Here is a 15,065-nt window from a genome sequence, read left to right on the forward strand (position 1 = left end):
CTATGCAATTATTTTACAACCCTGACATAAACGAAACCACGGATAGCTTTTCTTTTGACAAAGAAGAAAGCAGACACATCATAAAAGTACTGCGCAAAAAAGATTCCGATATTTTATTTGTCACCAATGGTCTTGGTTATTTATTCAAAACAGAAATTACCTTAGCTTCAGACAATAAGTGTACTGTTCAGATTATTTCTTTCGAAAAAAAGGATTCTTCTAATTATCATCTGCATCTTGCTGTCGCTCCCACAAAAATGAACGACCGCTATGAATGGTTTTTAGAAAAAGCGACTGAAATTGGTATTCATGAAATAACACCCATTATTTGTGACCATTCTGAACGAAAAGTCATCAATAAAGACCGTTTTGAAAAAATCATTTTATCGGCAATGAAGCAATCTAATGAGTTGTTTCTTCCTAAATTGAACGAAGCCATTACCTATAAAGAGTTTGTAAAACTGGAAATAGGGGGATTGAAATTGATCGCCCATTGTGAAGAGACCGACAAAAAAACACTGAAATCCGTTTTAAAACCACATGAAAATATTACTATATTAATTGGTCCAGAAGGCGATTTCTCCGAAAATGAAATTGCATTGGCCCTAGAAAATCAATTTACTCCCGTTTCATTAGGAAATACACGCCTAAGAACTGAAACTGCGGCCGTTGTAGCCTGTCATAGTGTTGTTTTTGTTAATGAACACTAATACTTTTTAAAAATATGCAAAGGATGTATTTGGTTTTGCTTTTAATTTCAATTGGGACTTATTCCCAAGAAATTGCCTTGGTTAAATACAGCGGAGGTGGTGATTGGTATGCTAACCCTACCGCTTTGCCCAATTTAGTCAAATATTGTAATGCTAATATCAATACCAAAATAAACACAAAAGCCGCCACGGTAGAACCTAGCAGTCCTGATTTGTTCTCCTACCCTTTTATACACCTGACTGGGCATGGCAATGTAGCCTTTACTGATTCTGATGTCAACAATCTGAAAAACTACCTAAACTCAGGTGGTTTTTTGCATATTGATGATAATTACGGAATGGATCAATACATCCGAAAAGAAATAAAAAAAATATTCCCCAATACTAATTTAATCGAAATTCCCGCCAATCATCCCCTTTTCCAAAAACCTTTTCTCTTTTCCAATGGATTACCAAAAATTCATGAACATGATGGAAAGCGACCACAAGCTTTTGGGATTTTCGTAGAAAACCGACTTGTTTTATTGTATACCTTCGAATGTGATCTGGGCGATGGTTGGGAAGATCCAGAAGTTCATAATGACCCAATTTCTATCCGTGAAAAAGCGCTAAAAATGGGCGCTAATATTTTGAATTACGTGTTCAATAACTAAAACAGTACTCTATACTCTGGTTATATTTAATCAACGAGTTGCATGAGCTACTTAAGTCAAGAAAGTATCCTAATAGCCACACGCCAACTATTTCTTCGTAAGAATTAATTTTCAAACAAACCAATAATCTTTTTCACAAACATCTCAAAAAGCCAGCAAAATAGGCCTTCTTAATTTTTTGTTAAAATATTTTAGTAAAATATTTTTCATATTTAATAATTTTGTTATAAAATTGCGTCATTAACAACCAAATCACATTTTTTTTAACAAAACCAATTATTTATTATGAAAAAATTACTTTTATCGGCAGTAGCATTGATGTTGCTTTTTTCTTGTCAAAATGACCCAAAAGAGACCACTGATGCACAAACAAATGCAATTGCTCACAGAGGTTGCGCCTCTCAAGAAGTACTGGAAGCCCAATTAGCCGCCGATCCTACACTGGCAATTAGAATGAATGAAATTGAGGCCTTCACACAAAAAGCAATCCTAAGCGGTCGTTTAGTTAATGGAAAGATTGAAATTCCAGTTGTAGTAAATGTTCTTTATAAAACAGCTGCCGAAAACATCTCGGATTCACAAATCCAATCTCAAATTGATGTTTTAAACCAAGATTTCAATGCAACAAACTCTGATTTCAATGATGTACCAACTTTATTTTCAGGAGTAAAAGCAAATGTAGGTATTACATTTGTCTTAGAAACCATAAAAAGAAAAGCTACGACCAAAACTTCTTGGGGAACTAGAGACGCCATGAAAAAGACAAAACAAGGAGGTCTAGATCCTACTTCACCTACAACAAAATTAAACATATGGGCTTGTACTATTGGTGGAGGAATTTTAGGTTATGCTCAATTTCCTGGTGGAAGTAGCGCTACAGATGGAGTGGTAATTGATTCAAAATATTTTGGATTAGCCGGTTCTGGAAGCTATCCGTACAATTTAGGAAGAACTGCTACGCATGAAGTAGGTCACTGGATGAACTTACGCCACATTTGGGGTGATGCCACTTGTGGAAGCGATCAAGTTGCTGACACTCCTACTCACAACACGGCTAATTATGGTGTTCCAGCTTATCCTCATTATAGCACTTGCACAGGAACTCCTGTAGAAATGACTATGAATTATATGGATTATACAGACGATAGAGGAATGTACATGTTCTCTAACGGACAAAAATCAAGAATGGAAGCGATATTCGTTGCTGGCGGAGCAAGAGCTTCTTTCGGCATCTAACTTTTTGCTATTTTAGATTTTAAAACTCGCTACTTGTTAGCGAGTTTTTTTTATCTTTAGCTCCTAAAAAAAGATACATGATTACATCCAGAATTATAGCAAATGGGATTTTAAAGGCAATTTTAGCAATAGTCCTAGTAACTTTATTAGTTTATTTTTTATATCAAATTCAATCTGTACTCATTTATCTTATTGTAGCTTTAATCCTAACTCTAATAGGAAACCCTATTCTAGATTTTTTTAAGAAGCGAATGAAATTCAATCATCTTTTTGCTACCATTGGGACATTATTTATCTTTATTCTTATCATTTCTGGATTCATAATGATGTTTATCCCTCTGGTTTGGTCCCAAAGCCAAAATTTATCACTTTTAAATACAGCTGAAATCGAAAAAAACACCATTCAATTATTCGATCAGATTCATCTTTTCCTAGAAGGCCATCATATTGATTCTTTAAAAATATTAAAAGAAGCCAATATCACTTCTAAAATCAATTTTAATCTTATTCCCAATTTTTTAAACGCCGTTCTTGGAACTATTAGTAGTTTTGGAATGGGATTAGCTTCGGTTTTGTTTATTGCTTTTTTCTTCCTTAAAGACAGAGCATTATTTATTAGAAGCGCTAAAAAACTGATTCCCGATAGTCACGAAGACCAAATTTTAAATTCTTTGGAGAAAATTAATTTTCTCTTATCTCGCTACTTCATTGGTTTATTGATCCAATTGTTTATTGTTTTTCTATTGTATCTTATTGTTTTACTTCTATTTGGAGTTCCAAACCCTATAGTCATTGCTTTTTTATGTGCCGTATTGAATATCGTTCCCTATATTGGCCCGCTAATCGCCTCCATTTTAGCCGCAATTCTAACAATGATTAGTCATCTAGGAAGTGACTTTCAAACAGAAACACTACCAACAACAATCTATGTACTAATTGGTTTTTGGATTGTTCAAATTATTGATAATAACTTATCTCAGCCCATCATTTTCTCCAAAAGCGTCAGCTCTCATCCATTAGAAATATTTTTAGTCATTTTAATTGCTGGTTTTCTTTTTGGAATCTTAGGAATGATTGTTGCCGTTCCTCTTTACACCATTCTAAAAGTAATTGGTAAGGAATTTTTCCCAGAGAACATAGTAGTCCAACTTTTAACCAAAAATCTATAATCTTGGATTTACAACTACTAAATCCTGAAATTCAGGGATTTATAAATACAAATATCGGCACATCAATTTCAAAACTGGCTTTGCAAAAAAATCCTTTTCCAGAAGTGGCTTGGATTACTATTTTGAACCAAATTGAAGCCAAAACAAAAGCCAAGGACAAGCTGCCCACTTGGTATGCTGCCAAAGACATCCTCTATCCCGCTAAAATTTCGGTAGAGCAAACTTCTTCGGAAAAAACAGCTCTTTACAAATCTGCAATTGTTTCTGGCGATAGCTTGATCGATTTAACAGGTGGTTTTGGTGTAGACGATTATTATTTTGCAAAAAGAATAAAAACCGTTGTCCATTGCGAAATCAATCCTGAATTATCGAATCTTGTACAACATAATTTCAACCAATTAGAAGTAAAAAATATCAGCTGTCATTCAGGCGACAGTTTAGCTACTTTGGCCTCTTTAAATAAAAAATGGGATTGGATCTATATCGATCCATCCAGGCGAAATGACGCCAAAGGAAAAGTATTCCTGCTCAAAGATTGTTTGCCCAATGTTCCTGATCATCTTGATTTTTACTTTAAACATTCAAATAAAATTCTGATAAAAACGGCTCCTTTATTGGATTTATCTGCTGGTTTATCAGAACTTCAAAATGTAAAAGCGATTCATATTGTTGCTTTGGAGAATGAAGTCAAAGAATTATTATGGGAAATACATCAAGACTATTCGGGCGAAGTAGAAATCAAAACAGTCAACCTTTTAAAAGAAGAAACAGAAAGTTTTGACTTTGTCGTAAATCAACAATCCAAAACAGCCCATTACAGCCTACCTCAAAAATACCTATACGAGCCCAATAGTGCCATAATGAAATCGGGCGGATTTGATGAAGTAGGATTATTTTTTAAACTCAATAAGCTACAAAAACATTCTCATTTGTACACTTCAGCAGATTTAATACCGTTTCCCGGAAGAATTTTTACAATAGAAAAATGTATTTCCTATCAAAAAAACGAAATAAAAACCCATTTAGAACAAAAGAAAGCAAATGTTACTACTCGAAATTTTCCTGAGTCAGTAGAAACGATTCGCAAAAAATGGAAAATAAAAGAAGGGGGAAATCTTTATTGTTTTTTTACAACAGACGAAGAAAACAATAAAATAGTTTTAATTTGCACCAAAATAAAATAAACATAAAATCGCCATTAGTAACCAATTTGCTAAGCAAAAACCTATAAATAAGTTCACCTATATGAAACAGCTAATTACAATCGTATTATTCTTTATAACAGCAAACCTATTAGCCCAAAAACCTTGTGACTACAGCGTAAATGTCAATGATTCCATTGGTACTTACAAATCAACCAGAGAGTACATTGTACATGAGAAAATTTTTGGTGGAAATTCAAATTATATCTTTTATTCCTTGGCTTCTACAGACGGCATGCCTACTTTAAATGTGCAGCTTCTTCAAAAAAGCAAAGACTTTTTGAAGGCAAACTGTTTCGATAAAAATTCTAAATTAATTTTACAACTAAATAACGGAACCATAATTACGATGCTGCATATCGATCAAGAAAATTGCGGAACAATGATTCGTGACGACAAAGGTTTTGACAATCGTGTCAATACCGGCAATTTTATGTTTATGAAAGGGAGTATCGAAGAATTAAAAAAATCTCCGGTATCTATGATGCGCATCCAATATTTAACCGGAACTGAAGATTATATCCTTAGAAGAGAATTAAAATCAGAATTAGACAATAAGACCTATCATCCAGAAAACTTTTTTATTGATAATTTACACTGTATTGAATGATATGGTGTATCAAAAATTTATAGTTCTGTCACAATCATTTGCATAATGTATTCCCTATATTATTTAAATGAAGTTGTTCGATTCCAATCTAATATTCTCCTATTCTCCACAAAAAAACCTTGTAATCAACTAATTTACAAGGGTTTTTTATTTTTTTCAAACTTTAGACAAAGGCTAAAACCCTATGTTATCAGCCGAATTGATAAAACTACAACTGGCACACTCTCTACGCATATCTTTTGACTGTCTGAATGTATACTTGAGATAAAATTGATGCGATGATGGAGCAAATTTTCCTAAGTTAGTTATCGTATGATCGTAAGCGTAACCAGCCTGAAAATCTTTAAGCATGTTCATCCCTATAATTCCGGTAATCGCTGAATCCCAACGATAAGAAGCTCCAAAACGGAATTTTTCCTGAAATTCAAAATTAAAAGCTAAATCTATAGCCAAAGGCGCTCCTGTAACTGCCTTAGCCAATATCGATGGCTTAAACAGCAATTCATCATTCAATGGCATTTGGTATCCTGTCGAAAAATAAATATGCGGCCTTGTAGTAACCGTGGCTACTTTAACTGTTGGATTATAGTTCTCTTTAATAAAATTAGGAGTGGATAAACTTATAAACCAACTTGGGGTATTGAATAAAAAACCAACTCCTACACGAGGAGATATCTTATTCTCAATATTATTTTCAAAACTATAATCGCCCATATCTTTGATATCAAGAAGTGAGTAATCAACATTTAACACATTAAAACCTCCTTTAAGACCAAAAGTAAACATGTTTAAATCATCAATAAAAATGGTATAGGAATAGTCCGCCGTGACAATTAATTCCTCTGTTATTCCAAGCTTATCACTAATGACATTAAAACCGGTTCCCATGTTTAACGTAAGAGGAATATTCACATTGAGGTTCTTACTTTCCGGAGCTCCATCCAGTCCTACAAACTGTGATCGGTGTATTAGTAATACACTTCCATCAAAAAAACCGGCAAATGCAGGGTTAAAACTCGACATGTTAAGTTTATAGTCTGAAAACTGTACATCTTGTTGTGCATTGATAGTGACAAAAGAAAAAGTAAATACTAAGACTAAAATATAATTGAATTTCATAAGCTCTTTCTAGCTAATTGAGTATTAGTTTAAATATAAAAAATTTTGTTTATCCTCTAATAAGGTGGAAGCACTGAGAGGAATACCTCTTGTAGCTGTTTCATACCGGATAAGCTCTGGTTCATTTGTAATAAATCTGTAATTGTAAACTCTTTTTATCTACAAAAATACTGTATTTTATTACAACTTATGATAAGTAGCTCCTTAATAATATTAGCTACGTTAATACGACCGCATTGGTACATTTAAACGCCAAAAAAAGTTTTGAAAAAAAATTAAGTTATTATTATCAAATTCAAGTTGTGTTTCGTTTTACAAAAAAATCGAATCAAAATTCTATAGTCATAATAATCTTTTACAATGTCTGTCATTATTAATTTTAAGCGTCCGTTAACACTTTATTCCATTTATAGACAAAAAAGAACACAAACATTTAACTTTCAGCTGTTTGCATGACACTAATTTATTTTATTACCTTTGCATTTTAAAAATAAACTGCCTCAAAAAATAAGGAATTAATAAAAAAGCGTTTTTATCAATTCTCAAAATCAAATAGAAATCATTGATACATACATCAAATAATGAGAAGAATAACTTTTATATTAATCTCCATCGGGTTATTGTTTTTAAGTGTCAAAATTTTCTCTAGAGATTTTGCAACTAGCTCTTTTACTCATGTAGAGTCTGATAATTCAACAGTCGAAAAACTTCTGCAACAAGTAAATTCAATAAAGAAATTAGTCCGTAATAATCCCAATTACAATGAAGAAATTGCCTTTTTTATCGATATGAAAATCATGTCAGGGAAAAACAGATTTTTTATTTATGATTTAAAAAATGACAGCATAATTGATCAAGGATTAGTAGCACATGGTTTGGGTTCAAAAATAAAAGTGGATGGTTCTCAAAGATTCAGTAATGAAAATAGTTCTTTCTGTACCGCTCTGGGAAAATATTCTATTGGAAAAAGTTATCAAGGTAAGTTTGGCAAAGCTTATAAACTGTATGGATTAGAAAACACAAACAATAATGCCTTTATGAGAAATATTGTACTTCATAAATTTGAAAGTGTCCCTTATGAAGAGCAACAAAGCCAAATATGTCACAGTTTAGGATGTCCGATGGTTAATGAAACCTACTACAAAAGAATTGAAAAACTAATTGACAATTCTAAAAAAAATATCATTTTGGATATTTATTATTAGAGCAAGCTAAAAAAAATCAATCCACAGCCACTTTATAGGTTGGATCTTCCATGATGTTAATTTCAATAACTCCTTCAGCGTTTTGCAACAGCTGACGGCAATCAGCGCTCAAATGAAGAAGATGGATTTTCTTACCCACTTTGGCATAGCGTTCCGTTATTTTATTTACGGCATCAATAGCGCTCATATCGGAAATTTTACTTTCCTTAAAATCAATAATCACTTCCTGCGGATCATTAAAAACATCAAATTTTTCTGTAAATACTGCTGTAGATCCAAAGAATAGTGGACCGTATATCTCATAGTGTTTTATCCCTTTATCATCAATATATTTTCTGGCACGAATGCGTTTGGCACTTTCCCAAGCAAAAACTAAGGCAGAGATGATCACTCCAATTAAAACGGCTAAAGCCAAATTATGAAGTACTACCGTTATTCCGGCCACTAAGATTAAAACAAAAATATCGTGTTTTGGCATTTTATTGATGATTCGAAAACTAACCCATTCAAAGGTCCCTATGGCAACCATAATCATCACGCCCACCAAAGCTGCAATTGGTAATTTTTCGATTACGGGCGCCGCAAACAAAATAATTACCAAAATCGTTAATGCAGCAACAATCCCTGATAAACGAGCTCTGGAACCAGCTGAAAGATTTACTAAAGTTTGGGCAATCATAGGACAGCCACCCATACCAAAGAAAAAACCATTCAAAATATTTGCACTTCCCTGAGCAATACATTCGCGATTACCACTGCCTTTTGTCCCCGTGATCTCATCCACTAAGTTTAAAGTCAATAAGCCTTCGGTTAAGCCTACCGAGGCCATAATTAAAGCGTAAGGAAAAATAAGTTGCAAAGTTTCAAAATTCAAAGGAATTTCAGGAATGTGAAATGGAGGAAAACCACCACTTATCGATGCAATATCAGCCACTGTTTTAGTCTGAATTCCCAAACCTAAAACCACGATAAAAACGACAATAATAGCCACTAATGAAGCTGGAACAGCCTTGGTTATTTTTGGAAAAAAAATCACAATAGCAATAGTTAATGCCACCAGAGCTAACATAATAAACATAGGACTACCAGAAAGCCAGACTGACTCCCCATTTATCATTGTTTTGAACTGTTCTATTTGGGACATAAAAATAATGATTGCCAAGCCGTTCACAAAACCAAACATCACCGGCTGTGGTACCAAGCGTATAAATTTCCCTAATTTAAAAAGTCCAACCATAATTTGGAGCACACCGGCCAAAGCCACTGCAGCAAACACATATTCTAAACCATGAGATTTCATCAAAGCAATCAGTACAATGACCGTTGCTCCCGCACCACCCGATATTAAACCCGGTCTTCCACCAAAAATTGCTGTGACTAAACCCATAATAAATGCCGCATACAAGCCTACCAACGGAGGAAAACCTGCTAAGATTGCAAACGACAATGATTCTGGAATCATGGTCATAGCCACTGTTAAGCCAGCTAATATTTCTGTTTTGTAATTTACTTTTTGAGCAAAGTCAAATAAATTAAAATATTGTTTCATTCTTTTTATAAAATTTATAAAATGATAAGCAGATGGAAAATTTATAATTCCGAATAGGAATAATAAAACCAACAATTTTTGAGGTGAAAATGGAGTAATACCTCATTCAAAGCTAAAAAACCTTAAAAGCTGGATTAATATTCTTTTCAAAGAAATGGCAAATGTAAATCTTTTTAACAGATGTTCAATTAGAAAATAGGAGATCAAGAAAAACTACATAGATGTAATTGACTTAAAATTTAGGTCAAAAAACCTTAAACCTAAAACAAACAAGCAATACACGTACAAAAAACTGTATATCAAGCATTTAAACAAAGACTTTTCAACAATAAAAAAAATAAATTGATTAAATTTACAGTAGCGATTTTAGCTAGCCCAAGATTTGCCATTATTTTACTTTCAGCCGCAAAAAAAGATACTCCCAAAAATCGTCTTTGTAATCATTCAAAAAACTACAGCATAGGCTTTAGCAAATAAAAACAGAAATAATGAAAATATTAGTATACAGCACCCATGATTATGATAAATTTTTCTTGGAAAAAGCTACCCATGGCAAACTGGAATTGGTCTATACAGACCTGCAATTAAATGAAAACACTATAAATCTTGCCAAAGGATTTGATGCGATTTCACTTTTCACATCCGATTACGCAACAGCGTCAATCTTAGAGAAACTATATACCTATGGCATAAAATATATTGCTTTACGATCTGCGGGCTACGACAATATTGATCTAAAAAAGGCACGATCATTAGGGATTAAAGTAGCTAATATTCCTGATTATTCTCCCTATGCGGTGGCAGAGCATGCGGTAGCTTTATTAATGGCACTAAATCGCAAAATTATTCTGGGACAAAAATTGATGCAAATGGGAGATTATCGTTTGGATAATCTAATTGGTTTTGATTTACATGGAAAAACAGTTGGAATTGTTGGAACCGGAAAAATAGGTTCTGCTTTTGCAAAAATAATGCATGGATTTGGTTGCAAATTATTGGCTTGTGACCCTAAGGAAAATAAAAAACTGATTCAGGAAACCAATATTACTTATACAACCATAGAAGAACTATGTCAAAATTCAGATGTGATTTCGATTCATTGTCCGCTTAATCCTGAAACAAAATTTATGTTGAACGGAAGTCTTTTCAAACTAATGAAAAAAGGTGTTTTCTTTATCAATACAGCCCGCGGTATGATTGTAAATACCGAAGACTTAATAGAAGCATTAAACACCGGAACTGTTGCAGCTGCTGGCCTGGATGTATATGAGAAAGAGAAAACAATCTTCTTTCACAACCTTATCAATAAAAAAATAGAGGACAATATATTTACCATCCTTCGCTCCCATCCACATGTATTGATCACAGGACATCAGGGCTTTTTGACCAATGAAGCTTTACAGGGAATTGCCGTTAGTACCATTGCTAATTTGAATGCTTGGGCCTACAATGGCATTTCAGTAAATGAATTAAACGAATAGTACAATTCCATTTTCTTATTACTAATCGATTGTTTTCTCTGTCAATTGAGAAGTAGCTTATTTAGTAGTTCATTAAGACAACCGAGCAATTTTAGACAGCATTATTCTAATTTCAAATTCTTTAGATTCTTAAAAAAATATCGTAAATTAGTACAGCCCTAGATGTTTTTCCATTTTCTTAAAAACAATACAACCTACTATTTTTTAAATGATTTAAGCTTATTTCATGTAATTCTACTATAACGAATAGTATTAAATTTAAAAAAATGAAAGGAACATTCAAACTCGGGAAAATTTCAGGAATTGGCTTGTTTATTCATTGGACCTTTTCATTACTGATTGCCTTCATCATTTTTATTAATTATCGATCGGGTTATAATACAATTCAGATGCTGTGGTCTGTGGGATTCATTGTGAGTATTTTTATCACTGTTGTTTTACACGAATTAGGGCATGCTTTGGCGGCAAAAAACTTTGGCATCACAACCAAGGACATTACTTTGCTTCCCATAGGCGGATTAGCCCGACTGGAAAGACTACCCGAAAAACCTTCAGAGGAATTAATTGTAGCCTTTGCCGGACCAATGGTAAACCTTGGTTTAGCTCTAATAACGGGCTTTTTTATTACACTACCAGAAAATCCTGAATTAATGACTACACAACTATCAGGGGGAATAAATGCTCATAATTTCTTTCTTAACTTCTTTATTGTAAATATTGCGCTGGCTGTTTTTAATTTGATTCCGGCTTTCCCCATGGATGGCGGAAGGGTTCTAAGAGCATTACTTGCCTTCAAATTTAAAAGACATGTGGCAACAAAAATAGCGGCGCGTATTGGACAACTTTTAGCAGTAGGTTTTATTATTTTAGGTTTTTTTTCGAATCCCTTCCTCATTTTCATAGGCTTATTTGTCATTATGGGCGCACAAATGGAAACCGAATATACCGAATCTAAATACATTCTAAAAGGCTATAAAGTACGTGATGTGTTAATGAAGCAATACCAATCTATTGATGTCAATGAACCCATAAAAACAGCCGTTGCTCTGTTACTTGATAGCCAATCCAAAACGTTTCTAATCACCGAAAATGGCGAACCCGTTGGAACCTTAAACCGGGATCAAATGATAATGGCGCTTTCCCAAAAAGGAGAAAATACCCCTATACATACCGCCATGAATAAAAACCTAATTTTCCTTGACGTAGAAACACTTTTGGAAGACATTTTTGAAATGGTTTTCAGCAATAAATCCAATTTAATGCTTGTCATGGAAAACAATCAATTCATAGGCACTCTGGATACCGAGAATCTTTTAGAATTTTTATTAATCAAAGAGGTTAAAACCCAAAAAACGTATGCTAACGAGTAATTGCATCTCTGAAGTTGAAGAAAGCCTAGAGCTGGTATACAGCGGAACGGATTATTTTTCTCGATTAGAAGAAATCATTCAAAACTCAAAATATGAAATTCACCTGCAATTCTATGTTTTTAAAAATGATTCTGCAGGAAAAAAAATCCTGGAAGAACTAAAAAAAGCGGCAGCCCGTCATGTAAAAATCTACATTTTGTTAGATGGTTTTGGATCGTTTACATTTCCAAAAGAGGAAATACACCATTTAACGCAACTGGGAATTCATTTTCGTTTTTTTTCTCCTTTTTTTTCTGCAAACTCATTCTATATTGGTCGAAGATTACACCACAAACTGGTTGTTTGCGATGCTCGTTTGACCTTGATTGGCGGGATTAATATTTCCGAAAATTACTTAGGAACAACCACAAAAGCTCCTTGGCTGGATTATTCGATACAAATTAACGATTCTAATATTGCTAAGACACTTCAATTGCTTTGCAGGGATTTATTCTTTAAAAAAAGACAGCTGTTCCGAAAAAAAATCAAATCTGTTTTTCTAACCCAAGAAGATACCACCATCAGTATTATTCAAAACGATTGGTTAAAACGAAAAAATGAAATTTATAAAGCTTATATCAACGCTTTTACTAATGCCGAAAAAGAAATAATTGTCGTAGGAAGTTATTTTTTTCCAGGGCGAAAGTTAAAAAATGCGCTAAAAAAAGCCGCTAAAAATAAAGTGAAGGTCAAATTAATATTATCCGGAATTTCAGATATTCCCCTTTCTAGAAGAGCAACCTATCATATTTACTCCTCCCTTCTTAAGAATAATATTGAATTATACGAATGGAATAAAACTGTTTTACACGGAAAAGCTGCAGTAGTAGATGGTTGTTGGGCCACAATTGGCTCTTTCAACCTCAATAATTTGAGTTCCTACGGAAGTCTTGAAATCAATGCAGAAATCAAATCAAATAGCTTTTCACATACTTATGTATCACACCTTAACAAAATAATTGCCGAATGTGACCCAATAACAGCTGCAATCCTAAAAAAAAGAAACAATATCTCCTTTTATACAATGAATTGGCTCTCCTATTGGACGGCAAGAATAATTTTAAGTATAGTTACTTATTTCCCTTATAAACGATTCAAAAATTTTTATTAAAAAAATAATAGCTTTCTCAAATAGGAATCAGCTTAGTTCCAATTTTTTTAAAATGAAAATGCAAATGAGGTATTAAAGCTATTCCTAGCATAATAAAAAAGATAAAAACGCCCATATAATAATAGTAATCCCTCGCAAACAATATATTAGTATGGTTTGTAATCTCTTTAGCTAATAATTTCTTGGCTATAAGTTTAGCTTGCGTTGCTGAAGTTCCTTTAGCAAGAGCCGCATTTTCATAAAATTGCAAACGTTTACTCGATTCTGGATTTAAGGTGGTAACTGTACTTCCTAATTCATGATAATGCACACTTGCTTGTCGTAAATTCATAAATGAAACCAATGCTAAACTTAGGGTAAAAGCAAAAAACCGGAAAGAAATACCACTTGATGAGGCGGAAAGATTTTTTGATTTGGGTACAGCCATTAGCATAAACATTATTATCGAAAGCATTAATACTCCATTACCCATTCCTTGAAAAAAAAGAGGAACATAAAGACTTTCTTCATTAGCCTGAGAACCAAAAACATAAAACATTTGTATGTGATACACCAAGAGAAAAGCAAATCCAGCAAGCCAAATTAATCGCATATTGCGTTTTCCCAAAAGAAACCTTGCCGTTATCCCTATTCCTACAACAATTCCTAAAGCATTAAAAAACATGACATAAGCATAATGATAGGAATCTAAATTCATCTCATTAAAAATAAAGGTATTGGCTACACTAATATCTCCTTTACATATATAATACAAGATCAAAAGTAAAGCTCCTCTTCTAAAATTTCGGTATTTGTATATCCCTAAATCAATAAATGGACGCTTACTTTTTAATTGTGTCAATATAAAAGTAGTCAGTAATATTATTATTATCCCTACACAAACCCAAATACGAATGCTTTCAAACCAATTGTAGTATTGTCCATACAAGATAACATAACCTACTAAAGACAAAAGCGAGCTGTATATTATGAAACTTTTCCAATCTAAATGCAGCAACGGAAACCTTTTGACGTGCAAACGCAAATTTGTTTTGATACAAAAAAGCATTAATACTACTCCGGGAATTTGAAGGTAAATAATAGCCAAATACAAGGCGTTATAGTCAAAATTTTGAAAAATATACGCATCTAACAAATACGAAAATGAATTAGAAGTAAGTAAAGTACCATAAAAAACAGTATAACCTAATATACTTGATCTTTCAGAATGAAATTGTGAAAACAGTAAACTAAGTGTTACTCCAATTAGTGCTACTGTAACTGCTCCTCCTAAAAAACGCAAAACAAAAAAGAGTGTTGCATCTTGAGTAAGATACAATAACAAATTAATTACTGTAAATAGCAACATACTCATTAAAGAATAGGTCTTTGAAGCAAAATAACTAAAAAATCTTTTTTCTAAAGAATAAAAACTGGCAATACCAGCGTAGTACACCACTATTGAAAATTGAATATCTGTAGGATCTAAACCATAATAACTTGCAGCACTATTAATACCTCCACTGTATCCCGATAACATGGACACTGCTGGTAGGATTACCAAAAAAATAATGATTCTAATAAACCATTTGGGAACCCAACTTTTTAATATGGTTGATGATTGATCCATAA

13 protein-coding genes are annotated in these 15,065 nt (G+C 33.1%); 10 read left to right on the forward strand and 3 right to left on the reverse strand.

Going from position 1 to position 15,065, the window contains the following annotated elements; genetic code table 11:
• Positions 1–2: 2 nt before the first annotated feature.
• From LNP19_RS14245 to LNP19_RS14270, 6 genes are all read left to right on the forward strand, one after another.
• Entirely contained in the window at positions 3–710 is a 708-nt protein-coding gene (locus LNP19_RS14245) for a 16S rRNA (uracil(1498)-N(3))-methyltransferase (protein WP_230062561.1), read from the forward strand.
• 14 nt (positions 711–724) lie between these two features.
• Positions 725–1,363 carry a DUF4159 domain-containing protein gene (locus tag LNP19_RS14250; RefSeq protein WP_230062562.1) on the forward strand — a complete coding sequence of 213 codons (639 nt, stop codon included), beginning with the start codon at positions 725–727 and terminating at the stop codon, positions 1,361–1,363.
• Between the two features lie 285 nt (positions 1,364–1,648).
• Positions 1,649–2,599 carry a zinc metalloprotease gene (locus tag LNP19_RS14255; protein WP_230062563.1) on the forward strand — a complete coding sequence of 317 codons (951 nt, stop codon included), beginning with the start codon at positions 1,649–1,651 and terminating at the stop codon, positions 2,597–2,599.
• A gap of 77 nt (positions 2,600–2,676) precedes the next feature.
• Positions 2,677–3,768 (forward strand): AI-2E family transporter, encoded by a 1,092-nt coding sequence (locus LNP19_RS14260; protein WP_230062564.1) that lies wholly within the window; start codon positions 2,677–2,679, stop codon positions 3,766–3,768.
• A gap of 2 nt (positions 3,769–3,770) precedes the next feature.
• The gene (locus tag LNP19_RS14265; protein WP_230062565.1) at positions 3,771–4,952 is read left to right on the forward strand and encodes a class I SAM-dependent methyltransferase; all 1,182 of its coding nucleotides are present in this window, start codon (positions 3,771–3,773) and stop codon (positions 4,950–4,952) included.
• 61 nt (positions 4,953–5,013) lie between these two features.
• The gene (locus LNP19_RS14270) at positions 5,014–5,580 is read left to right on the forward strand and encodes a hypothetical protein (RefSeq protein ID WP_230062566.1); all 567 of its coding nucleotides are present in this window, start codon (positions 5,014–5,016) and stop codon (positions 5,578–5,580) included.
• Between the two features lie 174 nt (positions 5,581–5,754).
• Here the strand turns inward: LNP19_RS14270 and LNP19_RS14275 are convergent, their stop codons facing one another.
• The gene (locus LNP19_RS14275) at positions 5,755–6,699 is read right to left on the reverse strand and encodes a PorP/SprF family type IX secretion system membrane protein (RefSeq protein ID WP_230062567.1); all 945 of its coding nucleotides are present in this window, start codon (positions 6,697–6,699) and stop codon (positions 5,755–5,757) included.
• 581 nt (positions 6,700–7,280) lie between these two features.
• On the opposite strand from LNP19_RS14275, the gene LNP19_RS14280 reads away from it, so the two are divergent.
• Entirely contained in the window at positions 7,281–7,904 is a 624-nt protein-coding gene (locus tag LNP19_RS14280) for a murein L,D-transpeptidase catalytic domain-containing protein (RefSeq protein WP_230062568.1), read from the forward strand.
• A gap of 16 nt (positions 7,905–7,920) precedes the next feature.
• Here the strand turns inward: LNP19_RS14280 and LNP19_RS14285 are convergent, their stop codons facing one another.
• Positions 7,921–9,453, reverse strand: coding sequence for a SulP family inorganic anion transporter (locus LNP19_RS14285; protein ID WP_230062569.1), 1,533 nt, complete (start codon positions 9,451–9,453; stop codon positions 7,921–7,923).
• A 488-nt stretch (positions 9,454–9,941) separates the two neighbouring features.
• On the opposite strand from LNP19_RS14285, the gene LNP19_RS14290 reads away from it, so the two are divergent.
• The 3 genes from LNP19_RS14290 to LNP19_RS14300 all read left to right on the forward strand — a co-directional run bounded on the left by LNP19_RS14290 (position 9,942) and on the right by LNP19_RS14300 (position 13,454).
• Positions 9,942–10,934 (forward strand): 2-hydroxyacid dehydrogenase, encoded by a 993-nt coding sequence (locus LNP19_RS14290; protein WP_230062570.1) that lies wholly within the window; start codon positions 9,942–9,944, stop codon positions 10,932–10,934.
• A 266-nt stretch (positions 10,935–11,200) separates the two neighbouring features.
• Positions 11,201–12,304, forward strand: coding sequence for a site-2 protease family protein (locus tag LNP19_RS14295; RefSeq protein WP_230062571.1), 1,104 nt, complete (start codon positions 11,201–11,203; stop codon positions 12,302–12,304).
• On the forward strand, positions 12,291–13,454 hold the full coding sequence (locus LNP19_RS14300) for a phospholipase D-like domain-containing protein (protein WP_230062572.1): 1,164 nt from the start codon (positions 12,291–12,293) through the stop codon (positions 13,452–13,454). Before LNP19_RS14295 ends, LNP19_RS14300 begins: the two co-directional genes overlap by 14 nt.
• Positions 13,455–13,470: 16 nt before the next feature.
• Here LNP19_RS14300 and LNP19_RS14305 read toward each other — a convergent pair whose 3' ends face one another.
• Entirely contained in the window at positions 13,471–15,063 is a 1,593-nt protein-coding gene (locus LNP19_RS14305) for an efflux MFS transporter permease (RefSeq protein WP_230062573.1), read from the reverse strand.
• Positions 15,064–15,065 lie beyond the last annotated feature (2 nt).

This window comes from Flavobacterium acetivorans, assembly GCF_020911885.1.
In the GTDB taxonomy this organism is placed as follows: domain Bacteria; phylum Bacteroidota; class Bacteroidia; order Flavobacteriales; family Flavobacteriaceae; genus Flavobacterium; species Flavobacterium acetivorans.

What these genes read in the sequence shown, in the direction of transcription:
- LNP19_RS14245 (WP_230062561.1), top strand. Translation starts at nt 3, where the DNA reads ATGCAATTATTTTACAACCCTGACATAAACGAAACCACGGATAGCTTT.
- LNP19_RS14250 (WP_230062562.1), top strand. Translation starts at nt 725, where the DNA reads ATGCAAAGGATGTATTTGGTTTTGCTTTTAATTTCAATTGGGACTTAT.
- LNP19_RS14255 (WP_230062563.1), top strand. Translation starts at nt 1,649, where the DNA reads ATGAAAAAATTACTTTTATCGGCAGTAGCATTGATGTTGCTTTTTTCT.
- LNP19_RS14260 (WP_230062564.1), top strand. Translation starts at nt 2,677, where the DNA reads ATGATTACATCCAGAATTATAGCAAATGGGATTTTAAAGGCAATTTTA.
- LNP19_RS14270 (WP_230062566.1), top strand. Translation starts at nt 5,014, where the DNA reads ATGAAACAGCTAATTACAATCGTATTATTCTTTATAACAGCAAACCTA.
- LNP19_RS14275 (WP_230062567.1), bottom strand. Translation starts at nt 6,699, where the DNA reads ATGAAATTCAATTATATTTTAGTCTTAGTATTTACTTTTTCTTTTGTC.
- LNP19_RS14280 (WP_230062568.1), top strand. Translation starts at nt 7,281, where the DNA reads ATGAGAAGAATAACTTTTATATTAATCTCCATCGGGTTATTGTTTTTA.
- LNP19_RS14285 (WP_230062569.1), bottom strand. Translation starts at nt 9,453, where the DNA reads ATGAAACAATATTTTAATTTATTTGACTTTGCTCAAAAAGTAAATTAC.
- LNP19_RS14290 (WP_230062570.1), top strand. Translation starts at nt 9,942, where the DNA reads ATGAAAATATTAGTATACAGCACCCATGATTATGATAAATTTTTCTTG.
- LNP19_RS14295 (WP_230062571.1), top strand. Translation starts at nt 11,201, where the DNA reads ATGAAAGGAACATTCAAACTCGGGAAAATTTCAGGAATTGGCTTGTTT.
- LNP19_RS14300 (WP_230062572.1), top strand. Translation starts at nt 12,291, where the DNA reads ATGCTAACGAGTAATTGCATCTCTGAAGTTGAAGAAAGCCTAGAGCTG.
- LNP19_RS14305 (WP_230062573.1), bottom strand. Translation starts at nt 15,063, where the DNA reads ATGGATCAATCATCAACCATATTAAAAAGTTGGGTTCCCAAATGGTTT.